The 24,282-nt window shown below is 53.3% G+C and carries 15 protein-coding genes; 8 read left to right on the forward strand and 7 right to left on the reverse strand.

The window, feature by feature from the left end:
- Positions 1-3: 3 nt before the first annotated feature.
- The 4 genes from ACO0LK_RS08240 to ACO0LK_RS08255 all read right to left on the reverse strand — a co-directional run bounded on the left by ACO0LK_RS08240 (position 4) and on the right by ACO0LK_RS08255 (position 3,305).
- A complete protein-coding gene (locus ACO0LK_RS08240; protein WP_422973978.1) occupies positions 4-690 on the reverse strand; it encodes a TIGR00266 family protein in 687 nt (228 codons plus the stop codon).
- A gap of 12 nt (positions 691-702) precedes the next feature.
- Positions 703-1,362 (reverse strand): TIGR00266 family protein, encoded by a 660-nt coding sequence (locus ACO0LK_RS08245; protein ID WP_422973980.1) that lies wholly within the window; start codon positions 1,360-1,362, stop codon positions 703-705.
- 21 nt (positions 1,363-1,383) lie between these two features.
- A complete protein-coding gene (locus tag ACO0LK_RS08250) occupies positions 1,384-2,619 on the reverse strand; it encodes a M48 family metallopeptidase (protein ID WP_422973982.1) in 1,236 nt (411 codons plus the stop codon).
- Positions 2,620-2,894: 275 nt separating this feature from the next.
- Positions 2,895-3,305, reverse strand: a complete 411-nt coding sequence (locus tag ACO0LK_RS08255; protein ID WP_422973984.1) for a hypothetical protein — start codon at positions 3,303-3,305, stop codon at positions 2,895-2,897.
- Positions 3,306-3,552: 247 nt separating this feature from the next.
- On the opposite strand from ACO0LK_RS08255, the gene ACO0LK_RS08260 reads away from it, so the two are divergent.
- A complete protein-coding gene (locus tag ACO0LK_RS08260) occupies positions 3,553-5,895 on the forward strand; it encodes a DEAD/DEAH box helicase (protein WP_422973986.1) in 2,343 nt (780 codons plus the stop codon).
- A gap of 386 nt (positions 5,896-6,281) precedes the next feature.
- The gene (locus tag ACO0LK_RS08265; protein ID WP_422973988.1) at positions 6,282-7,616 is read left to right on the forward strand and encodes an alpha-amylase family glycosyl hydrolase; all 1,335 of its coding nucleotides are present in this window, start codon (positions 6,282-6,284) and stop codon (positions 7,614-7,616) included.
- 21 nt (positions 7,617-7,637) lie between these two features.
- On the opposite strand, the gene ACO0LK_RS08270 is transcribed toward ACO0LK_RS08265, so the two are convergent.
- Both ACO0LK_RS08270 and ACO0LK_RS08275 read right to left on the reverse strand, forming a co-directional pair.
- Positions 7,638-9,812, reverse strand: a complete 2,175-nt coding sequence (locus tag ACO0LK_RS08270) for a C1 family peptidase (protein WP_422973990.1) — start codon at positions 9,810-9,812, stop codon at positions 7,638-7,640.
- Positions 9,813-10,067: 255 nt separating this feature from the next.
- A complete protein-coding gene (locus ACO0LK_RS08275; protein WP_422973992.1) occupies positions 10,068-11,051 on the reverse strand; it encodes a peptidylprolyl isomerase in 984 nt (327 codons plus the stop codon).
- Positions 11,052-11,467: 416 nt separating this feature from the next.
- Between ACO0LK_RS08275 and ACO0LK_RS08280 the strand changes: the two genes are divergently transcribed.
- The 4 genes from ACO0LK_RS08280 (at position 11,468) to ACO0LK_RS08295 (ending at position 19,624) form a co-directional block, all read left to right on the forward strand.
- Positions 11,468-13,138 carry a M20/M25/M40 family metallo-hydrolase gene (locus ACO0LK_RS08280; RefSeq protein WP_422973994.1) on the forward strand — a complete coding sequence of 557 codons (1,671 nt, stop codon included), beginning with the start codon at positions 11,468-11,470 and terminating at the stop codon, positions 13,136-13,138.
- A 95-nt stretch (positions 13,139-13,233) separates the two neighbouring features.
- A complete protein-coding gene (locus ACO0LK_RS08285) occupies positions 13,234-13,743 on the forward strand; it encodes a hypothetical protein (RefSeq protein ID WP_422973996.1) in 510 nt (169 codons plus the stop codon).
- Between the two features lie 22 nt (positions 13,744-13,765).
- A complete protein-coding gene (locus tag ACO0LK_RS08290) occupies positions 13,766-14,518 on the forward strand; it encodes a hypothetical protein (RefSeq protein ID WP_422973998.1) in 753 nt (250 codons plus the stop codon).
- Between the two features lie 345 nt (positions 14,519-14,863).
- A complete protein-coding gene (locus tag ACO0LK_RS08295) occupies positions 14,864-19,624 on the forward strand; it encodes an NAD-glutamate dehydrogenase (protein ID WP_422974000.1) in 4,761 nt (1,586 codons plus the stop codon).
- A gap of 93 nt (positions 19,625-19,717) precedes the next feature.
- Here ACO0LK_RS08295 and ACO0LK_RS08300 read toward each other — a convergent pair whose 3' ends face one another.
- Positions 19,718-20,251, reverse strand: coding sequence for a hypothetical protein (locus ACO0LK_RS08300; protein WP_422974002.1), 534 nt, complete (start codon positions 20,249-20,251; stop codon positions 19,718-19,720).
- A 110-nt stretch (positions 20,252-20,361) separates the two neighbouring features.
- Here ACO0LK_RS08300 and ACO0LK_RS08305 point away from each other — a divergent pair, with 110 nt between their 5' ends.
- Together ACO0LK_RS08305 and ACO0LK_RS08310 are read left to right on the forward strand one after the other, a co-directional pair.
- Complete coding sequence (locus ACO0LK_RS08305) at positions 20,362-21,984, forward strand: M28 family peptidase (RefSeq protein WP_422974004.1); 1,623 nt, start codon at positions 20,362-20,364, stop codon at positions 21,982-21,984.
- Positions 21,985-22,084: 100 nt separating this feature from the next.
- Positions 22,085-24,163, forward strand: coding sequence for a M13 family metallopeptidase (locus ACO0LK_RS08310; protein WP_422974006.1), 2,079 nt, complete (start codon positions 22,085-22,087; stop codon positions 24,161-24,163).
- The last annotated feature ends 119 nt before the right edge of the window (positions 24,164-24,282 follow it).

Consider the following 24,282-nt stretch of genomic DNA (forward strand, 5'->3'; position numbering starts at 1 on the left):
TCCTTATCCTTTGCTGCCTGGCTTGAGATCGGGACCGAGCAGGCTGCCGAAACTGCTTTCATTGTGCGATTGGCACCAGACCGTGCCACGGCCAGAAAATTTACACACCAGACCTTCACCACCGAGTATGGATTGCAACCAGCTTTTACCGGCCTTGGTGATGGAGAATTGCAGGGTTTCGCTGAATGCCACGATGTGACCAGTATCGACGATGTAATCGCCGTCGATTTCTATGGGGTAAATGGCACCGAAAGAAGACAGGATAGCTGTGCCCCGGCCTTTCAGCTTGAGCCAGAAAATACGTTCCCCCGACAGGATGGATTTAAAGCCCTGCCAACCCAGATCAACTTCTATGCCCTGGTCGCAGGCGAGGAAAGAACCACCCTGTACGATCAGATTATCGTTGTTTAAGGGCAGTACTACCATGTCACCTGCCAGGTCGGTACCCAGCCACACTTCGCCCGGTGTATTCTGCGGTTCGAAATGATTCAGGAACAGGGATTCACCACCCAGCAAACGCTTGGCCGCCTTCAACAGCGAGCCGCTTTGTTTTTTGTGGGTAGTGGTAGTGATTTGCATATTGCTGCTCATGGCCAGCATGGCACCAGATTCAGCGGTACAGACTTCACCGGGGCGCAGGCTGATTTTGGCAGCGGTATTGCCAGGCTGGCTGACTAATTCTACTTGCATGATCGCGTCCTCTTATAATTTGGGATTAAGCCAGCCAGTCAGGCTGGAAATGCTGCGGGTTTGTATGATGATCTTGCCCTTGCCGCTGACACGCGTCACCAGACCCTCGCCACCAAAGAAACTGGAAAACAGGCCGCCGGCCAGTTGCAGGTTCAGACGCAGGGAAGGCTCATACGCCACCAGATGACTGGTATCGACGATGTATTCGCCATTTACTTCTTTTTCCAGCAGCGCACCATAGGCACCAAACCAGACCTTGCCATTGCCGCTGACCTTGATGCGGAACAGGCCTTCACGCGCTACCCAGGAAGCAAAACCGGCAAAGCCCAGCCCGATCTTTACACCTTCTTCGCAGGCCAGAAAAGCGCCGGGTTGCAGGTAATAGACTTCATCATTCAATTCCCTGCACAGGATTTCACCTGGCGTAGGTTGAACAATGTTGATGCGGCGGGCAGATGAAGTCGCATTCTTGAAACGGCTGATGAACAAGGATTCGTCACCCAGATATTTGCGTAGCAGACCCTGGATCAGGCCGCCATTGAAATGCGCCGTCAAATCCAGACTGGCATCCATGCTGGACATGGCATCGGGTTCAGTCAACAGGCTTTCACCCGGTTCGAGTTCGATCTCGACATAGGAAAAAGCATGTCCTCCCTTGATATTTGCTTTCACTGCGACACTCCTTTTGTTTGGTCAGGATGCTGATACTGATACTGACACTGACGGTTTTTCTGCTGTTGTTTTCGGTGGTTCTGCTTCGGACGATTTGGCGACAAATTTTTTGACGGCTTCCTGCAAGTCTCTGAATGCTGCTTCCTGATTCACGTATTGTCCCTTGGATTGACCGATCAGACTACGCAAATTTGTCAAGCGCTTCTCGCTGGCGGGGTGGGTACTGAGCAAGCCCATGGCGCGTTTGTAAGCTTCCCTTGCCTGCTTGTTGTCGATTTTTTCCATGGCGGCTTTTTCTTCCGCAATCATGCGTTCAAAAAAACGTGGCAAACCTTCGGGGTTGATCCGCGCGCGCTGCAACAGGATTACACCTCTTTCATCTGCATCAGTTTCAAATTGACGCGAATATTGCTGACTGAGCAGCAAGGGCGCAGCATTACCTACTGTCGCCAGCAAACCGCTGACATCGCCGAATACAGCACTGGCGACCAGATAGATGCTGGCATTGCTGATGACGCTGCGCATGCCATGTCTGGCTTCTACATGGCTGATTTCATGTGCCAGCACACCCAGTAATTCTTCAGCGCTGCCCGCCTTCAGGATCAGGCCAGAGTTGATGGTGACGTACCCACCCGGCAGCGCAAAGGCATTGGTGCTGCTGTCATTGGCGATGACGATGGTGTAGCGGTAGGGTGAATTTTGCAGAGCCTGTAGCAAGGGTGCTGTCAGTGGCTTGAGCAAAACATCCGCCTCTGCCCTGGGCATATGCTTGTTTTCCAGCGCCTGTTCAGCGGCAACGCCAGCACCCAGTTTTTCTTCCCATTGCACCGGGATTTTTTTTGCAGCATATTCTGAGAAGCTGCCCATTTGCCACAGCATACCCAGAAACAGTGCGATCAGCAGCAGACTCAGGCCCAGCAAGATGGTCCAGCCCTGCACGCGCTTGCGGCGGGCCACGCCTATCTGGCGTGAACATTCGGGATGGGTGCGCAGAATGGGGTTGTCCAGTATGTCCAGATCGCTGGTGTACAGGACCAGATCAGGGTGATCCTGGTGTTTGATGAAGACCAGTTTGTTGGCTGCCCCACCCAGTGTCAGTTCCAGTCGTGTAAATGGCAGGGTGCCGACCAGCGTTGCCACTTGATAACTGACCCCCATTTGCGTCAGTTGCAGTTCACCGGTATCACGGCCACCCGGCAGGGATGCATGAAAGGCATGACACGAATAAGTGGTGGAGGTGAGCGCAGCTGCGTGCATGAATGTCCTGTGTGATGATAAAAAAGAAACTGCATCTTGCCTGACCTTGGCCTGCATGTGATCAACATAGCCAGGATGATGGCTGAATTGTAAATCAGGCCTTGTCGTCTTTTGATATTGTTTTTGTCATGCACATTATTCATGCATTGCACGTAGCCAGGTCGAAGGGATTGGCTGTGCCGGCAGCCAAACGCTTATTCTCAAGCTATTGGGGTCAGGGCTGTCAGTCAGCCGCCCGCCGAGGCACGGTTGACTTCTTGAACAGGCACGTTGAATTATTTTTTTGCTGGCGTATCTGATGAAACCGACCAGCTTAAACTGCCCTTGTTGCTGCCTGTCGCCGTGCGCAGGCTGGCCAGCAGGCTGTTTGCCGATTCTGCCGTATCATCATTGACGGCCATAGGTTTCTGTAGCTCGGCTGCCCAGGTTGTGGAATGTCCGCCCTTGTTATCCGTTTTTTCGGTTACCGTTTTCAGATAGCGTAAATGATTGACGTTTAATACCTTGCAAAAGGAATCGAAGGCATCACCGTTGTCTGTCTGGAACTTGACCTGAAACCGGATGTTTTCAAGCCGGTTCTTGCTCATGGCATGTATGAGATCGGAAGGCAAATCATTGCCTGCATACACATTCGCAGAGGTGGCAATAGCCATGCTGGCCAAAGCAAGAAACAGGTAATTTTTCATGGGCGCGCGCTTTGATTTAAATTGTATTTGTCATAATGAAGTGAATTGTCCGTCATTTTGCTGGTGCAAGGTTAGTGTCGTCAGCAGTCATAATAATAACAAAAAAATAATAACATCTGGTGCAGTTTATGGTCAGCAGGACACTGCGCAAGACAGGAAATTCCCCTCAGTTCAAGGCATAAGAGTAAACTACGGCTATTAATATCCTGTCGCATCCTGCGATACGAGCGAACGAGCGAGCATCGCCATGTCAGAAACCAAACCCCCGATTACTTTTGAAGACCTGCAATTGAGCGCGCCCATCATGCGCGCCTTGCAGGATGTAGGCTATGAAACACCGTCGCCGATACAGGCGGCTACCATCCCGATTTTGCTGTCCAACCGTGACGTGTTGGGCCAGGCCCAGACCGGTACCGGCAAAACCGCTGCTTTTGCCCTGCCTATCCTGTCACGCATCGATATCCGCCAGACCACTCCACAGGCACTGGTGCTGGCCCCGACACGTGAACTGGCAATACAGGTAGCCGAAGCCTTCCAGACTTATGCGCGGCATATTCCCGGCTTTCACGTCCTGCCTATCTATGGTGGGCAAAGCTATGGTCCGCAATTGTCGGCATTGCGCCGTGGCGTGCATGTGGTAGTGGGTACGCCTGGCCGCGTGATTGACCATCTGGACAAGGGCACGCTGGATTTGTCTGCCCTGAAAACCCTGGTGCTGGATGAAGCCGATGAAATGCTACGCATGGGCTTTATTGATGACGTAGAGCGCATCTTGCAAGAAACGCCGGAAGGCCGTCAGACTGCATTGTTCTCGGCCACCATGCCTTCCGCCATCAAGCGCATCGCCCAGACTTATCTGAACAAACCGGCAGAAGTGACAGTCGCTGCCAAGACTGGTACTGCCGACAATATCCGCCAGCGTTACTGGCTGGTCAGCGGCATGCACAAGCTGGATGCCCTGACACGTATACTGGAAGCCGAGACTTTTGACGGCATGATCATTTTTGCCCGTACCAAACTGGGTACGGAAGAACTGGCAGCGAGGCTCGATGCAAGAGGCTTCTCGGTTGCCGCCATCAATGGCGACATCAACCAGCAACAGCGCGAACGCACTATCCAGCAACTGAAAGACGGCAAAATCGACATCCTGGTCGCCACTGACGTTGCTGCCCGTGGTCTGGATGTGGAACGCATCAGCCACGTCATCAACTACGACGTACCGTATGACCCGGAAAGCTATACCCACCGCATAGGCCGTACTGGTCGTGCCGGTCGCAGTGGTGAAGCCATCCTGTTCATTACCCCGCGCGAAAAAAACCTGTTGAAGGCGATTGAACGGGCAACGCGCCAGCCAGTGTCACCACTGGAGCTGCCAACCATACAGACGGTCAACGATGTTCGTATCGCCCGTTTCAAGGATCAGATTTCTGCCACGCTGGCACTAGGTGGTCTGGAACAATTCACGTCCCTGATCGAAGATTTTGAACGCGAACAAAATATCCCGGCAGTGGAAATTGCTGCCGCACTGGCCAAAATGGCCCGCGGTGATGAACCTTTGCTGCTGGATAAAAACCGTAAAGAAACCAAGACTGACGATAGCTGGCGCGATGAACGTCCGGCCCGTGCCGAGCGTGGAGATCGTGGTGACCGCGACCGTGGTGACCGGGGTGACAGATTCGAACGCGCCCCGCGTGAAGACCGTAGCGCACGCCGTGAACACAGTCCGCGTACGCCAGAGCCTGGCATGCAGACTTTCCGCATCGCGGTTGGGCATGACCATGGTGTCAAGCCAGGCAATATCGTCGGCGCGATTGCCAACGAAGCGAATATAGAATCCAAGTTCATCGGCCGTATTGATATCTATGATGACTACACCATCCTTGATCTGCCAGACAATCTGCCTGGCGACATGATGGAACATCTGAGTTCGGTACGTGTTGCCGGCCAGGCCCTGCGCATCAGTGCAGAAAAAGGCAGTGGTGGTAGTGCTGCATCATCTCGCCCGGCACCACGTGCAGCGCGTGAAGAAGCGCCTCGCGAACGCGCACCCCGTGCCTTTGCCCCTGGTGTTGCTGAAGCAGCACCAGGCAGCAAGCTGAATCAGGTCGTGGATCGTGCTGCCCGTGCACCTTTGGATGAAGAGCGCCCGGCCAAACCGAAAAAAGACAAGGCCGACGGCAAGGGCAAGGTCAGCATCCCCATGCAGACTTACCGTATCGAAGTCGGCAAGGCCGATGCCGTTACCCCCAGTAATATCGTTGGTGCGATTGCCAACGAAGCAGGGCTGGAAGCCAAGCACATAGGCCGTATTGATATTTTTGACGACTACAGCACACTGGATTTGCCAGATGGCATGCCCAAGGAATTGCTGAAACAGTTGAAGGCAGTCTGGGTCGCCGGCAAGCAAATCCAGATCAGCCCGGTGGGCGAAGAGCATGTGCGCAAGCCTTTGCCAGTAAACCAGCCATCACCTTTCGGCCCCAAGAAAGCAGGCGGTGATCGCCGCGTGACAGAAAAAGCCAAGGGTTATGGCTCGGGCAAACCCAAAACAGAGTCGGCCAAGCCGCATCGCAAAGGCCCTAAAGTTTGAGTGAGTCAGTGCTGCCAAGGTATCAGGTTTGACCGCACTAGCCGTATCTGTGCAAGTTAGACCACTACAAACCCCCGCTTTCATGCGAGGGTTTGTATTTGGTGCTCTGGGGCAGTATGCCCTGCGTCTGATTGATGGTATGCCACTTGCACGCAAGCACACCGCAGATAATGCTTGTTTTAAGATTGTGATTTGTATTTAAACTACATAATTGTTTTGTGATGGGATGTGTTTGTGAAATTTTTTGGCATCGTTTTCATGAGCTTTCCTCATAGGAGAGTCTAAAAATCATAGTCTGTCATTGTAGTGATTCTTGTTTTATTTTCACTTGATCCGTATTTTTTGTTGATGTATCTTGACTACATAAACAACAAAGAGACAAGATCATGAACAAACTAGCCAGTCTGGCCTTGCTTGGCCTGCTATCGCTGTCGGCACATGCGCAAACCAGCAGCAGCGTTAAACATCCGGCATGGAGCAGGAATGCGGCGATTTATGAAGCGAATATCCGTCAGCATTCTCCCGAGGGCAGTTTCAGGCGCTTCCAGGACTATCTGCCTGAATTGAAGAAAATGGGCGTGGGTATTATCTGGATCATGCCCATCAATCCAATAGGTGAAAAAAACCGCAAGGGCACACTGGGCAGTTATTACGCGGTCAGGGATTACAAAGGCGTCAATCCTGAATTTGGAACGCCAGCCGATTTCAAGAGCCTGGTGGATGCCGCCCATGCGCTGGGCATGAAGGTCATCATAGACTGGGTTGCCAACCACACCGCCTGGGACCATCCCTGGGTCACATCTCACCCCGAGTATTACCTCAAAAATGACAAGGGCGAATTCGTGCCGCCTGTACCCGACTGGCAGGACGTCATCAAGCTCAATTATGCGAACAGGCAACTGCGGGCTGAGATGATAGATTCGTTGAAGTTCTGGCTGACTGAATATGGTATTGATGGCTTCCGCTGTGACGTGGCCGAGATGGTGCCGACCGATTTCTGGAATGAAGCCAGGGCTGCACTCGACAAGGTCAAACCGGTCTTCATGCTGGCCGAAGCCGAGACCACAGACTTGCACGAAAAAGCCTTTGACATGACGTATGCATGGCAACTCAAGGATTTGTTTGGCGAAATCGCCAAGGGGAAGAAAAACGCCAATGACCTGGCGGCCTACATGGCTGGGCCGGAAAAGAAATTTAACCGCAATGCCTATCGCATGCTGCATACCTCCAACCATGATTTGAATTCATGGGAAGGTACAGAATTCGAACGTCTGGGTGATGGCGCAGAAAATTTCCTGGTGCTGTCGAATTTGCTGAAAGGCATGCCCCTGCTGTATTCGGGCCAGGAAGCGGGTAACACCAAGCGTCTGGAATTTTTTGAGCGTGACCCGATACAGTGGAAAGACCATCCCTATAAGACGATCTATACCACCCTGTTCCAGTTGAAAAAAACCAATCATGCCTTGTGGAATGGGCTGGATGGTGGTGAGCAAATGCGCTTGCCAACGACCAATGATGCAGCCATCTATGCATTTTCACGCAGCAAGGCCGGTAACCAGGTGGTGGGTATTTTCAATCTCAGCGGACAGGTGCAGCAATTCAGTTTCAGCAAGGCACCTGCTGCATCGCTGAGCAATCTGTTTTCCGGCCAGAAAGAAAGCCTGAAACAGGGCCAGCAAATCAGCCTGAAGCCCTGGGAATACAAGGTATTGGTCAAGTAAGTCCGATTACCAAATTAGTGTTTATCCGATATCCGACACCGGCACTGCCAGCCGGTCCGGATTGCTGATGCCGGCAATCCGGGTCAGGGTTTGCGTCAGCACCGCCACATCATGATCGAAATTGCCATGCCCTGATGGCATGCTGTGCTTGCCGTCATGCATATATTTGTCGTGAATGATGTGCAGAGTGGATGCCTGTGTTTTACTCAGACCCGCACCGGTGGCGGCAAAGCCTGAAGGTATTTTCCTGGCCCAGTAAAACTGGTTCCAGCTTTGCAGGCTGCGCATGCTGGCATGATTCCATTGTCCGTTTTGCTGGTTTTTGTCAGCAAAGCTGGCGGCATCGAAACTGGCTGCCATGCCCAGCAGAGGGGTCTTGTGCTGGCTTTCAAAAGCGCGTGCAATCAGATACAGCATGGATTTTTGATAGATGCCACCAACGTTGTCATCCAGCTCGCGGGTGTCAGACAGCAGGTGGATATGAAAGCTCTGTCGTGGCAGCAGGCCGGAACGTATGGCCGGGCGGTAAGTGCTGTCGGCAAAAGCGATACTGCATGCTGGTGCATACAGGCTGCAGGTTTTAACATCCAGCTTGTGCTGCTCCAGAAGACTCAGCAGATGTCCGTGCAGGATGGCACCGGCAGAATGGCCTATCAAATGGATTTCCAGCCTGTCCTGGCCGATGGCATGCCGTAATTCTTGCAGGTATTTTGCTAGCACATACAATCCGCGTTGCGGGTCGCCATCTTCCGCTGCCTGCGCTGCATTCATCTTCATCTGCACCCACAGGCCTTTGGCACCGGATGATTCGCAGGCAGCTTCCAGGGTGCGGTCCAGTGCTTCCTGTGCAGCCCTGTTGATGACAGGCGCATGTTCCTGCATCTTGTCTTGCAGTAGGTCGTTAAGGGCAGGGCAAAGGCCAGTCTTCCAACTGATGAACAGCGGGTAGATGCCATTTGCCAGAAAATAAGGTGCCAGGGCGGCACTGCGTTGCAGGCTGGCTTCTTCGCTATCCATGCCTGCCTGGGCATACAGCACCAGCTTCAATTTTTTATTGCTGCCCAGATTTGCCAGCCAGGCTTGCGGCGCTTGCAGCACCACCTGTTCCGCCGCTGCCACTGCGTCGGCGGCGCCCAGCAGGCGTTGTATCAAGCCGCCATCATTGCCCAGCACCAGCGTCAGGCCATAAGCCTGATCGACGCTCAGACTGGGTGGCCCGGCCTTGCTGCTGGCTGGTAAAGCCTGCGGCCGGACTGCGGAACCACTGGCACGGTAGGCCGGTAAGGCTGGCAATGCAGTCAGTTTGGCGGCACGCGGATTGCTGCCCTGCCAGTGGTGACGCAGGGCTGGGCGTTCGATTGCCACCCCCAGCGATATGGCCCAGGCATCGCCGCCGTAGGTAATCCAGTCATCATAGGTGAGTATCGCGAAACCCTGGTGGCCCCAGCCCTTACCCCAGGAATTTTGCACAATGAAACCCTGCCCGGTATAACCGAGTATGGCGTAGGCATGCCCGCTGGTGGGACCATTGTCAAACGAGAACGGGATCACCGGCAATTGTGCAAAGCTGGCTGCGACGTTTGCCTTGTTGTCCTGTTCCAGCGCCCAGCCCGCATGTACCCTGCCGGATACGTAGATGGCACCGATTTCCAGTAGCGCTGCCTGCATGTCAGTCACAGAACTCTTGTCAATGCGGTAGTACACACCAAGCGGCCTGTGTAAGGCTTCTTCCGCCCAGCCTTCACGCGGGGCTTCAAAGGCAGGGGCTCTGTCGTTTTTATTGACGGTGTAAGGCCATAAATCGCGTCGGCATACGCCATGTTTGTGCCAGCCCTTGAGCGCACCACGGCAACTCGAGCCGGTATAGTCTTCACCGGCCCATTCATCATAAAACTTGGCCAGGTGGTACAGCATTCGCGGGCTGCATTGCAGGCTTTCCGGGTCGCGCAGCCAGAACAGGTAATTGATGATGGCAGCCAGACCAAATCCTGTGCAGGCACCATCATTGCCCTGGTTCAGTACCATGCCGGCTTTGACGTATTCGGGAAACACGGTGCTGAGTGTCGTTGTCGGCGGGTGGCAGGGCGGCAGATTGCTGATCCGTGGTGCATACTGGCGGTCACGAATGTCGAGGCGATCCGGGCGTGCATCCAGCGACAGTGTGGCGGTATTGAACTGGAATTGACTGGTAGACATGCGGTTTCCTGGCGATGTGGACTATGCGTACGACTATGCGTACATTGCTTAATTTGCAATCGTAAAGTGTCGCAGGAATGCCAGCACTTGGCAATAGCGGGCGATAGTGAGCAATAGCGAGCAATATCGGGGAAGACACCAATAGGGAGGAGTGTGACTGGAGAGCGCTGGCAGCGCTGGTGATGCAATGGCTGCCAGTCTTTCGCATTCGCCAGGCGATACTGGCGAATGCGTGTTACTGATACTAAAGCCTGATTACTTCTTCACTTCAGCAGATGCGGAAGCAGAAGCCGATGCAGACGGTGCAGGCGTTGGTGTGCCAGGCGTCACTGTCAGTGGTGTACCAGTTGCAGCAGCAGCGGAGGCCGGTGCAGGTGCTTCGCCCTTGATTTCTATCTTGGCTTTTGCTTTCAGGTCATCCAGCATGGTTTTCAGGTTTTGCTGTTGCAATTGCTGAGTCAGGCCAGCTTTGACATCTTCCAGTGAAGGTGGCGTCAGTGGACGGCTGTCGTCAAGAATGATGACGTGATAACCGAACTGGGATTTGACTGGCTCTTCAGTGAACTTGCCTTTTTCCAGTTTGGCGACTGCTGCACCAAATTCAGGCACCATGCCGCGTGGGTTGAACCAGCCCAGATCGCCGCCCTTGTCTTTCGAGCCAGGATCTTTGGATTTGGATTTTGCCAGACCATCAAAAGCCTTGATGTCTTTCTTGATCTTGGCGATGATGTCTTTGGCTTCATCTTCTTTGGCAACCAGGATATGGCGGGCTTTATATTCGGTGCCGCCGGCTGTGGCCTTGAACTTGTCGTATTCGGCTTTCAGTGCTTCATCAGTGACCGTGGCTGTCTTGATGTAGTCTTTGACATAGGCATTCGCCAGGATGGACTGTTTGGTCATTTCCAGCTGGTCAGCCACTTCTGGTGACTTGTCCAGACCTTTGGTCACTGCCAGTTGGGCTACCAGGATTTGCATGGACAGGTTATCAATCACCATCTTGCGTGTTTCTGGTGTGTCAGGCATGCCCTGGGCTGCCTGTTGCTGCATGATCTGGTCCAGCTGTTTTTTGCTGATGGCCGTACCATTCACAGTTGCTGCCACTTCTGAGCTGCTGGCAGCAGCAGATGCGGATGCCGCCGCTGGTGTCGACGCTGTTTTTGCAGCATCTTTATCATTACAGGCGCTCAGTACCAACATGGCAAGCGCGCTACCCAGAACAACACGGGATTTAATTGACATACGAATTCCTTCAATATTGAGCTGTATCACAGCACGGATCATGAGCGCATGCAGCACAATCCGCATGCGACGAATAAAAAATGACGGTGAATTTTACTCGTGATTATGCTTGTTTTGCCAGAAATTCATTTTTACTTACCAATTAAAGATCAACTATCAAAGATCAACTATCGCAGCGCTTGTCCGGCGTGTTGCCATGCATTGCCAATCAGTTATCTTCATTTTTAAGATAAATTCCCTGCAAATGTTGAAAAATTTGCTGAATTCCCCTGAAAACAAGGAACAAAAGCGCAATTATTAACTCAAAGCAATGCTTTTAGCAGCAGGACAAATTAAGCTAAATGAACCCGACCCAGCTTTGCAACAAAGCAATGTCACTATCAAAGACACCCCAGATTTCCTACAGGAGACCAGCAATGCGCATGTTTCACGTTTTATTGGGTACCGCCATCGTCGCCAGCAGTTTTACCGCAAGCGCCAGCTTTGCCGCTGCCGCGACTGAAGAGAAGGTTGATCTTGAGCTCATCACCCGCTTGCGTGATGAAGCCATGAACCGCTCCAAAGCCCAGGAAATTTTTGGTGTACTGACCGATGAAATCGGGCCGCGCCTGACCGGCTCACCGGCATTGCGCAAAGCCAGTGAATGGACACGTTCAAAATTCAGTGAATGGGGTTTGCAAAATGTGCACAGCGAAAGCTTTGCCCCCTTTGGCCGTGGCTGGACGTTGGAAAAGACCACCTTGCGCATGGTCTCACCTTCACAGTTTGATATATACGCCATCCCCAAGGCCTGGACGCCAGGTACCGATGGCATGCAGCGTGGCAAGCTGATGATTGCAAAAATGCTGGCCGATGAAGACCTGGCAAAATGGAAGGGCAAGCTGGCCGGTGCGATAGTGTTGCTGGATGAACCTCTGCCCATCAAGCCGCATATGAAGGCCGATGCGCATCGTTATTCGCATGAAGAACTGGATGAACTGACCAAGGTCGATTTTGAAGCCGCACCCTCGCGTCGCGGTGATTTGCCGACCTATATCAAACAACTGGCCTTTCGCAAGAAATTGCGTACTTTCCTGGCGGAAGAAAAAGTATTGGCAGCACTGAACGTCACGCGCGGCGAAGACGGCACAATTTTTGTCCAGGAAGGTGGCTCTTACAAAAAGGATGAAGCCACTGGCCCCGCCAATCTGGTCGTGGCCAGCGAAACCTATAATCGCCTGTACCGCCTGGTCGAAAAGAAAAAAGACGTGGAGCTGGAAATCGACATCAAGGCCAGATTCAACGACGAAGACCCGGAAGCCGCCATCAATGTACTGGCAGAAATCCCCGGCACCGACAAAAGGGATGAAATCGTCATGCTGGGCGCGCATCTGGATTCATGGCATGGTGGCACCGGTGCCACCGACAATGCGGCCGGTGTAGCCATGGTGATGGAAGCGGTACGTCTGCTGAAGGTCAGCGGCTTCAAGCCGCGCCGTACCATACGCATAGCCTTGTGGGGCGGTGAAGAGCAGGGTTTGCTGGGTTCACGTGCCTATGTCAATAAATGGGTAGCTTCGCGCCCAGAACCGACCGATCCCAAGGAACTGGAATTGCCCCCCTTTGCCCGCAAGCTGACCGGCCCCATGAGCGTCAAGCCCATGCATGGCAAGATTTCTGCGTATTTCAACCTGGACAATGGTGGCGGCAAAATCCGCGGCATCTATGCGGAAAACAATGCAGCCGTCAAACCGATTTTTGATGCCTGGCTGGCCCCTTTCAATGATGTCGGCGCGACCACCACCACTCTGCGCAGCACCGGCAGCACTGACCATGTGAGTTTTGACCGCGTTGGTGTACCAGGCTTCCAGTTCGTTCAGGATGATATGGATTATGCCAGCCGTACCCATCATTCCAGCATGGACCTGTACGACAAGGTGCAAAAAAGCGACCTGACCCAGGCTTCCCTGGTCTTGGCCAGCTTTGTCGCCCATACCGCAAACCGCAACGACATGCTGCCGCGCAAGCCTTTGCCGAAAGACCCACCGGCAGAGGAGAAGAAGGAAAACAGCAAGGAAACAACAGCAACTGCTGACAGTAAGAAATAAATCCGTCGATAGCGCCTGATTGAGGGCCAGTTCTGCATTGCATTCCCGAACAAGAATACAATGCAGACTGGTCCTTTTTTATTGATGCGCAGACGATGAGCGATACTTTGCAAGACAGCCTTCCCACCAGCCTGGCAGATATGCTGCCGGTAGGGATGATTGCTGGCGGTGGCCTGGCCGCAGCAGCGATGGCGATCGTGGCACAACGCAAGCAGCAGCAAAGCGGCTGGGAAGCTTTTCATTACGAAAGAATTTCCTCAGCCGAATTTGAAATTACCGGCGGTATCGCCGTCATCAATGGTGGCGTAAAAAAATTCCAGGGCGCGCATGACAGCGTCCTCATCAGCGAAACCGAAATACTGGCAGAAATGCGCCGTCAGCAGGGTGATGCTGAACCAGTCAAGGCAGTCTTGTCTTCGCCACCGGTTCCGCTATCTGTCGCAATCAGCTCTGGCACTCCACTCCTGAAAGTAGTGTTCAGTCTGCCCGAAGATGAAGCCGGGCAACAACGTATTTTGCGTGCATTTCAATTGCAGGCCGACTTTTTTGGCGCCAAAGTCCAGTCCTGTTCCCTGCATGATGCCAGCCTGTTGAAGCTGGACTAAGTATCGGTATGGCGTCCGGCTCATGATCAGAACCACTTTACGCTGGCTGGTATTCTTCAGCGTCTGGCTGCTGGTGATTTCCATCTGGCGACGCGATATATTGCCGCCCTCGGCAGAATTAAATTCCATCCTGCTCAATGAACCGGTGCAGACCGAAATTACCCAAAAGGCTTTCCAGACCACGCGAGGTGGTGTTACCTATACGGTACAGCCTCTGTATGACTACGACCTGGTCGGCCTGGTTGTCAGCAAGCATGATGCGAATGCCTGGTGGGATTATTTGCACCGCGAATGGAACGATAACCTGAACGTGGTGGATTTGTGCGTGGTCTGGGGCAAGAACGTGAAAACCGGCGCCTATGGCGACCTGAACTTTTCCAGCGGCCAGTTCACCTGTAATTACGGCAGCAGTTCCATGGAAGCCTTTGCTGCCTTTGATGAAACCGCGATTTCAAATAATCATTTGCTGACCGATCAGACCAGGCTGGCCAAGATCATGCAAAAGGTACAGGTCGGCGACCAGATCCATTTCCGTGGCCGCCTGTCTGAATATTCACATCATCATAACGGCATGCCCTTCAAGCGCGGCACCAGCATAGTCCGCACCGATACCGGCAATGGTGCCTGCGAAACCGTGTTTGTCGAGAGTTTCGAGATCATCAAAAGCGGCGGCCAACCCTGGCGCAGCCTGGTGTGGGTCGCCGCCATCATGCTGGTCGCCAGTATTGTGGGATGGTTCATGCAGCCGGTGCGGTTCAATGATCGTATGCATTGATGGTGGAATGGTGGGATGGTGGGCCAGGCATGCTGCACTGCACATTGGCGTTCGTGTGTTTTTTCTGATCGCCTCGTCTGAAAATTTGAGGAAACGCAGAAAGTTTGTATTTATCGCTGTCTGAATATTTTTGTATTTTGTCTGCATTTTTGTCGGAGTAAGCAACACTTAAGCACGCAATATCCGTCTTTGTCCTGTTTCATTGATTTGCCGCACGGTCGTGCTCGTTTTGATGTCGGAGCATACGTTTGTTTGAACATGCATAATGGAGGATACTTGCACCACCAGATTGCATGCACCGCTGCAAACTTATCTCTCGTTATCTTCCAATCAGAAGGAGAACGTATGACCTCTTCCCACTTCGCTGAGCTGATCGCTTATGCGCAAGCGCACACTGGACCTGCTACCGAGCGTCAGGGCCATTTTATTACCGCGTATTTTGAAAATACCGACCCGGATGAAATCATCACGCGTGGGCCGGCGACCCTGTTTGCGCAGGCGAATGCCCACTGGCGTTTGCTGGATGCACCGCGTACGGCACATACGCCGAAGATACGCGTGTTTAACCCGACCTTGGCAGAAGATGGTTTTGTCAGTGACCATACGGTCGTGCAGATCGTCAATGACAATATGCCTTTCCTGGTGGATTCGGTGACGATGGCGATCAACCGCAGTGGCCGTACTGCACACTGGATCGTGCATCCTTTGCTGAGCGTGGCGCGGGATGCCAGCGGCAGTGTGGCTTCGGTCAGTACCGTGGCTGCGGCCAAGGCGGCGGGGCATGCTGATCCGGTCGAATCCCTGATCCTGGTGGAATGTGACCGCATTGTTGATCCGGCAGCCCAGCAGGCGCTGGTGGAAGACTTGAAAAGTGTCTTGTCCGATGTACGTGGTGCCGTGGTCGACTGGCAACCCATGCTGGCACGAGCACGCGAAGTGCGTGCAGCCTGTGAAAAATCTACCCAGTCACCAGAAAAACGTGATGAAGCGATTGCTTTCCTGGCCTGGCTGGAAGACCGTCATTTTACTTTCCTTGGCGTGCGCGACTACGATCTGAAGCGCGACGGCGACAATGTCAGTCTGGTGGCGATAGCCGATTCTGGCCTGGGTATCTTGCGTGGCCCTGTCAAAACAGCTGAAACCCGTTTGCCGCCAGAAGTCGTGGCCTTGATGGAATCAACAGAAATGGTCATGGTCACCAAGGCCATGACACGTGCTACCGTGCACAGACCAGCCTGGCTGGACTATATTGCCGTCAAGCGTTTTGATGACGCGGGTAATGTCATTGGTGAATCGCGGTTCCTGGGTCTGTACACTTCAACAGCGTATTCTGAAGCGGTGGGCAACATCCCGCTGGTGCGGCAGCGTGTGGCGAATGTCATGAGCACATCTGGCGTCGTGCCGGAAAGTCATGCGGCCAAGTCCCTGCAAGCCATCCTCGATGATTATCCGCGTGATGAGTTGTTCCAGATTGATGCCGCCACCCTGGCTGAGCACGCGATAGGCATTCTGCGCCTGCAAGAACGCCAGCGCACCCGCCTGTTCCTGCGCCGTGATCCTTTTGGCCGTTTCACCTCAGCCCAGGCGTTTGTCCCGCGTGACCGCTATAACACCGAGTTACGCGTCAAGATCGGCAATGAATTGATGATGGCCCTGAATGGCCAATCCATCGAGTTTACCCCCATGCTGACCGACAGCCCGCTGGCGCGCATCCATTACCTGGTCAGGGCCAAGGATGTGGCACCTCAAAACGTCAATCTGGCCATGCTGGAAGCACGCATCGCCAAACTCGCACAGCGCTGGGAAGATGATTGCACTTCAGAGCTGTTGCGCTCGCATGGCGAAGGCAATGGCCTGAGCCTGGCAAACCGTTTTGCGAATGCCTTCCCCACTGCATACCGTGAAGATTTTTCTGCACTGGTTGGTGCCGAAGATGCAGACATGCTGGCCAGCCTGAATGCCGGTTCACCGATGATGGTCAAGTTGTACCGGCCACTGGATGCTGGCCCGGGTAATTTACGCTTCAAGATTTATAACACCGCCAAGGTGGCCCTGTCTGATTCCCTGCCGGTACTGGAACACATGGGTGCCAGGGTACTGGATGAACACCCTTACGCCATCGTCAGCGGTGCAGAGACCTTATGGATACATGACCTGGGCTTGCAGTTACCTGTCAATACCGATTTGTCTGCGGTCAAACTGCGCTTTGAAAACCTGTTTTCGCAAGCCTGGGGTGGTGAGGTTGAAAGTGATGATCTCAATCGCCTGGTGCTCAATACGGCATTGGATGCTCGTTCCATCGCTGTCTTGCGTGCCTGTTCACGTTACTTCAAGCAACTGGGTTTCGCCTATAGCCAGAACTATATAGAAGCAGCGCTCAACAAGAATGCCGCCATCACCCAGTTGATCGCCGAACTGTTTGGTGCCCGCTTCAAGCCCGATTATGTTGGTGATCGCGAGCAGGCGCAAAAGCATATACGCGAACAGCTGGAAACCCAGATGAGCAATGTAGCGAGTCTGGATGAAGACCGCATCTTGCGCCAGTTTATCGCCACCATCGTTGCCACCTTGCGTACCAATCTGTGGCAAACCACGGCGACTGGCGCGTTCAAGCCTTACATGAGCTTCAAACTCAATCCACGTGAAGTGCCGGGTGTGCCTGAACCGAAACCGCTGTTTGAGATCTGGGTATATTCTCCCCGTGTTGAAGGTGTGCATCTGCGCGGTGGCAAGGTGGCCCGTGGCGGCTTGCGCTGGTCTGACAGGCGTGAAGATTTCCGTACCGAAATCCTGGGTTTGGTGAAAGCCCAGCAAGTCAAGAATACAGTGATTGTGCCGGTCGGTTCCAAAGGTGGTTTTGTGCTGAAAAATGCGCCACCGGCGACAGACCGTGAAGCCTATCAGGCGGAAGGCGTGGCCTGCTATAAAATCTTCCTGTCCGGCCTGCTGGATGTGACAGACAATATCGTCAAGGGTGCGGTAGTACCTCCGAAGCTGGTCGTCCGTCATGATATTGACGATCCTTACCTGGTCGTAGCGGCAGACAAGGGCACGGCCACCTTCTCGGATATCGCCAATGGCGTGTCGGCTGATTATGGCTTCTGGCTGGGTGATGCGTTTGCATCCGGCGGCTCGGTCGGCTATGACCACAAAAAAATGGGTATCACCGCCCGCGGTGCCTGGGAATCGGTCAAGCGCCATTTCCGTTCAGTGGGTGTGAATACGCAGGATACTGAATTTACAGTAGCCGGTATCGGTGACATGTCAGGCGACGTGTTCGGCAACGGCATGCTGCTGTCCCAGCATATCAAACTGGTGGCTGCGTTTGATCACCGCCATATCTTTATTGATCCATCACCAGATGTGGCGGCTTCATTTGCCGAACGTCAGCGCCTGTTCAACCTGCCGCGTTCCAGCTGGGATGATTACGAAAAAAGTCTGATTTCTGCTGGCGGCGGTGTCTATCCGCGTACGGCAAAATCCATCAGCCTCAGCCCTGAGGCACGCGCAGTATTGGGTATAGAAACGGCTGAACTGGCGCCGGTAGAATTGCTGCGTGCCATTCTGCAAGCCCCTGTTGATCTGTTGTACAACGGCGGTATAGGTACCTATGTCAAAGCCAAGTTTGAAACTCATGCCCAGGTTGGTGACAAGGCCGGCGATGCCTTCCGTGTCAACGGTAGTGACTTGCGCTGCAAGGTATTGGCCGAGGGCGGCAATCTTGGCTGTACCCAGAATGGCCGCATAGAGTTCGCGCAAAAAGGTGGCCGCATCTATACTGATGCGATAGACAATTCTGCCGGTGTCGATTGCTCTGATCATGAAGTCAACATCAAGATACTGTTGGGTAGCATCGTCGAAGCTGGTGACCTGACATTGAAGCAACGCAACGACTTGCTGGCGTCGATGACGGATGAAGTTGGCCACTTGGTGCTGACCGACAATTATTATCAAAGCCAGGCACTGGATATTGCTGCGCATCGTCCATTGTATGTGCTTGATGGCCAGCAAAGGCTGATGCAGTCGCTGGAAAAACAGGGGCGACTGAACCGTGCCATTGAATACCTGCCCAGCGATGATGAAATCTTCCACCGCAAGGCATTGAAGCAGGGCCTGACTGCACCCGAAGGTGCGGTGGTACTGGCCTATGCCAAGATGTCAGTGTTTGATGAACTGGTCGCCAGTAATCTGCCGGATGATCCTTTCTTCAGCCGTGCATTGAAGGCTTACTTCCCGCAAGTCCTGTCGGAACGTTTTGCCGAAGCGATTACGCATCACCCGCTGAAACGTGAAATCATCGCTACCTTTATCACCAATACCGTGGTGAACCGTGCCGGTGCGACTTTCGTCAATTTCATCGCTTCTGAAGCAGGGGCGACTGCGGCTGATGTGATTCGCGCCTTCAATCTGGCACGCGAGATTTTTGATTTGGAATCCTTGTGGGATCAGATTGATGCACTTGATTATGTGGTTGATTCCAAGCTGCAACTTGATCTGCTGTCCAAGCTGATTGCGATCGCCCAAAGAGCTTCGCGCTGGATGTTGCGCATACGTTCGCAAAGCACCGATCTGCCAACGCTGATACAGCGCTACCAACCTGCCGCACGTGAGTTGCGCTGGCAACTCGACGACTGGTTGCCAGCCAATGCCCACGCCAACTGGCAAAAAGAGGCAGATGCACTGACGCAGGCAGGTGTCGAAGCCACATTGGCACAAAACCTGACGGCGCTGGAATACATCTTCCCGGCACTGGACCTGGTTGACCTGGCGCAAAGCACCAGCACCGGTCTGGAACAGGCGGCCCGTGCTTACTTTGGCATTGATGATGAGCTAGGCCTGACTGGCTGGCGCAATCAGATCAACCGCCTTCCTACCGACACACTGTGGCAGACCCAGGCGCGTGGTAGTGCACGTGATGACGTGTATTCGATCGCCAGCCAGATTACCCGTGGCTTATTGTCACGGCAGGAAGATGTCAGCAACTGGCATGCCCAGCATGCACCAGCCATAGACAGGCTGACCGCCTTGCTGACCACCATCAGCGCACAGGGGCCGGATCTGGCACCGGTATCGGTGGCCCTGCGGGAATTGCGGCATCTGGCTTAAGCTATTAGCTTCGGTATTTTTGAAGTATTGCCTGAAGTATTGTGCGGTGAAGCCGGCCTGTTTTGACTAACAGGCCGGTTTTTTTATACGCATTTATTGTTTGCTGACCGGCTTGCAGCTTGCATCCAGCGAATACTGCCTTGGTTGCCGGTTTTTCTTTGTGCCTTCCATACTCTGCACGCGTATCGTGTTGCCGTTGATTTTCCAGTGGGAAACGGATACATCCAGGTCATGCAGCTTGCTGCAATCGGCTGTCTTGTAAAACATCAGATAATCATTGGAACCGCTGTATTCGTGGGTCACCAATACCTGCTCATCCTGGCTCAGATAGACATCCTTTCTGACCCAGATACCGCTGTTGATTTCACACTGCTGATGCGTGGCATTGTGCAATACCTGTAAGGGTGGTTCAGGAAAGGCATCGACTTCAGGATCATTGGTATCGCTGTGGAAGCGCAATTCCACGGATTTGGCAAGCGCGTGGAATGTGTCATAGCGACCCGGCTTGAGCGGGGTCACCAGGATATGTTCCAGCTTGCAGGCGGCAGCCTGTGCCTCTGTCGCCAGCATGCAGAGCAGCGTAGCGAGCAGGATGGTCGGTTTGAGTGACATGCGTGATTCAGTCATGTGGCGGAACTATATACAATTTATATGAAATTTTAGGTACAGATGTTGAACGTATTCCGTTTTTTTTACTCCAAATGGCCTGTTCTTTTCTCATCCAGTTTTGAATAATAATGAAAAAACATCCTGCACACTATTTATCTTCTGCCTTGTTGGGATTGGTACTGGGGCTTCCTGTATATGGTTTTGCGCAAGCACAGGCGAACAGGGTAGATGAAACTACCTTGCGCGCTCATCTAGCGCTGTTGTCTTCCGACCTGTTTGAAGGCCGCGGCACCGGGCAGCGCGGCGGTGATTTAACGGTTGCTTACCTGGAAACCCAGGCCGCCGTTGCCGGTTTATTGCCTGTCAATGGCAACAGTTACAGGCAAGCCGTTAGCATCAATGGCACCAAGTCCTTGCCACAGGCAAGCAGCCTGCGTGTGGAAAGTGCCAGCAAGCAATTGAGCTGGAATTTTGGCAATGACTGGATCTGGAGTGCGGGTGATGCCGTGGCCCTGCATCAGTTTGACCATGAATTGCTGTTCGTCGGCTATGGCATCAACGCGCCTGAAGAACAGTGGGATGATTTCAAGGGTGTTGACTGCACCGGCAAAATCCTGGTCGTCATGGTGAATGACCCGCAACCGACGGCGGAACAGCCTGATCGCTTTGGTGGCAAGGCCCTGACTTATTACGGCCGCCGTACCTACAAGACCGAAGAAGCCCTGCGGCGCGGTGCTGCCGGGGTCTTGCTGATACACACCGATGTGTCCGCCAACGCGAGCTGGGATGTCTTGAAAAACGGTGGCATGGGTGAGCAATTCCAACTGGCTAGCAAGGATGCAAAGGGGCTTGCCTTGCAAGGCTGGATCACGGATTCCGCAGCAACTGCATTGTTCAGCGCCGCCGGTCTGGATTTGAACGCCTTACGCCAGGCTGCTGAAGGCAAAGATTTCAAACCGGTGGCCATCAATGCCAGACTCAAGGGCGAAGCAAAATCGCAAATACGTCAGCTCGAACAATTCAATATCGCCGGTGTCGTGCCAGGCACCGATGCGCAACTGAAAAATGAGCTGGTGATTTACAGCGCGCACTGGGATCATCTGGGCAAGCACGAAGGCGCAGGAGATCAGATATATAACGGTGCAGTCGATAATGGTTCTGGCACGGCAGCCTTGCTGGCCATGGCAAAAGCCGCGGCGCAGCAACCGGCAAAACGTAGCCAGATGTTCTTGTGGGTGGCCGCAGAAGAACAGGGCCTGTTGGGTAGCGCCTGGTATGCTGCCCATCCATTGTGGCCTTTGAAGCAAACTGCCGCTGCCCTGAATTTGGATACCCTGAATTTTGTTGGCCGTACCAAAGACATCAGCGCCTTTGGGGCCGACCGCAGTGATCTGATTGTCGCTGCCGGCAAGGTCGCGCAAGCCATGAATATGACGGTTGCGCCGCCGCGTGTGGATGTCGGTGGTGGCTATTTCCGCAGTGACCATTTCAGCTTTGCCAAGGCGGGTGTACCAGCGTTTTCCATAGGCAGTGGCCGCGACTATGTCCAGAATCCGGAAGCCTCGCAGGAAAAAGCGCGTGGCTATGGCAAGCGTTACCATCAGGTTACGGATGAATATGACCCGGCATGGGATTTGTCCGGCATGACTGAACAGGCACAGTTCACCCTGAACCTGGGACGAGAAATTGCCAATGCTGTAAAAATGCCGGTATGGAAGGAAAATGATCCTTTTGCAAAAGCACGTCAGTAGAAAAAATTGGAAGAAGCAGGCGCAACGCATTTGTAGTAGCGTTCTGCATGACCAGCTTAATTTGCAACAAGCTCTAAAAGAATTCACAGGAAAGAAAATAATGAACCAGACAACATTTAAATTAAAGCCCGTCGCCAGCGTCTGCCTGCACCTCATGCTGGCCCTGCCTTTGATGCATACTCAGGCACAGGCCGCCGATGCGCCAGCAGCAAAAACAGCAACGGCTGCAAAAACAGAAAGTGGCATGGATACCTCCGTCGCACCGGGCGATGACTTTAACCGCTATGCCAATGGTGGCTGGGAAAAGACGGCGGTCATCCCCGATCATAAAGTTGCAGTAGGCATCTTTGATGTACTGGTGGAAGAATCCGATGCCAAGGTTTTGAAGCTGATAGAACAGGCGACCAAAGCCGATGCCGGCAGTGCGGCCCGCAAGATAGGTGATTTTTATACTTCTTATCTGAATACCGATGTCATCAATCAGCGTGGCCTGGCACCTTTGCAGGGCGAGATGCAAAGCATTGCTGATCTGAAAGACAAAACTGCACTGGCAAGTTATCTGGGCAAACATTTGCGTGCCGATGTTGATCCTATCAATGCCACCAATGTATTCACTGAAAACCTGTTTGGCCTGTGGGTGTCGCAAGGTTTCCATGACCATACGAAATACATGCCTTACTTGCTGCAAGGTGGACTGGGTTTGCCTGACCGTGAATACTATCTGTCAGCCAGCCCCAAGATGGTGGAGCTGAGGAAAAATTATCTGGCGCATATTGCCGCCACCCTGAAGCTGGCCAATGTGCCGGACCCGGAACAGGCAGCCAGGCGCGTATTTGATCTGGAAACCCTGATCGCCAAAGGCCATGCAAACCGTGAAGCAACGTCTGACGTTCTGAAGGCTGACAATACCTGGACCCTGGCCGACTTCAACAAGAAAGCACGTGGTCTGGACTGGGCTGCCTATTTCAAGGCCGCAGGTCTGGATGGCCAAAGTAAATTCATCATCTGGCATCCGGGTGCCATGAAAGCCTCATCGGCACTGGTGGCGAACACACCGCTGGCCAACTGGCAGGATTACTTGCGCTTCCATGCCATCAACACGCGTTCCACAGTATTGCCACAGGCTTTCTTTGATCAGCGCTTCAAGTTTTACAGCGCACTCAGCGGTGCCAAAGCGCCACAGCCACGCTGGAAATATGCCGTGACAGCGACCAATAATGCGCTGGGTGAAGAAGTTGGCAAATTGTATGTGGCCGAAAATTTCTCGCCAGAATCCAAGACGCGCATCAATGGCATGGTGAATAATTTGCTGGTCGCATTTGGTGAACGGGTCCAGGCCCTGAAATGGATGACACCTGCAACCAAGCAGGAAGCATTGGCAAAAATCAAGTCTACCTATGTCGGTGTCGGCTACCCGGATAAATGGCGTGATTATTCCGGCCTGAGCGTGGATGCGAATGATGCCTTTGGCAATCGTGAACGTTCGCAGGAATTTGAATACCGTCGTGCCCTGGCAAAATTTAGCCAGCCTGTGGATGTTACCGAGTGGTGCATGAATCCGCAACTGGTGAATGCCGTCAACATGCCGCTGCAAAATGCCATCAACTTTCCGGCTGCGTATCTGCAATCACCCAACTTTGATTTGAATGCCAGCGACGCCAGCAATTACGGCGCACTGGGTGCCACCATAGGCCATGAAATCAGCCACAGCTTTGATAATTCCGGTGCCATGTTTGATGCAAAAGGTGAATTGCGCAACTGGTGGAGCAAGGCTGATCTGGCGCATTTCCAGGCGTCTTCCAAGGCACTTGTCGCCCAGTTCAACCAGTACAAGGCTTTCCCTGATCTGTCCGTCAATGGTGCGCAGACCCTGGGCGAAAATATTGCCGACCTGGCTGGCCTGATGGCTGCTTACGATGCTTACCGTGCGTCGATGAAACAAAAAGGCCAGGCCATCACCAAAGAAGATGAGCAGGAATTTTTCCTGGCCTATGCCCGCAGCTGGCGCGGCAAAATGCGTGATGAAACCTTGCGCACGGCTATCATTACCAATGAACATGCGCCAGGACAGTTCCGTGTGCTGACCGTGCGTAATCTTGATGCCTGGTACGACGCCTTTGCCGTGCAGCCCGGCCAGAAACTGTATCTGGCACCCAAGGACAGGGTTAAAGTCTGGTAAAAAAACCTGCTTACGATCTTACTGCGCGAGCGCAATCGTAGTTCACGCGGGACTCATGTGCTGCTCAAAATGCTCATGTACTACAGTACATTCCGCTTTTTGCGCTGCGCTTAGTTACC

It is taken from the genome of Undibacterium sp. Ji49W (assembly GCF_049340205.1).
Classification (GTDB): Bacteria; Pseudomonadota; Gammaproteobacteria; order Burkholderiales; family Burkholderiaceae_D; genus Undibacterium.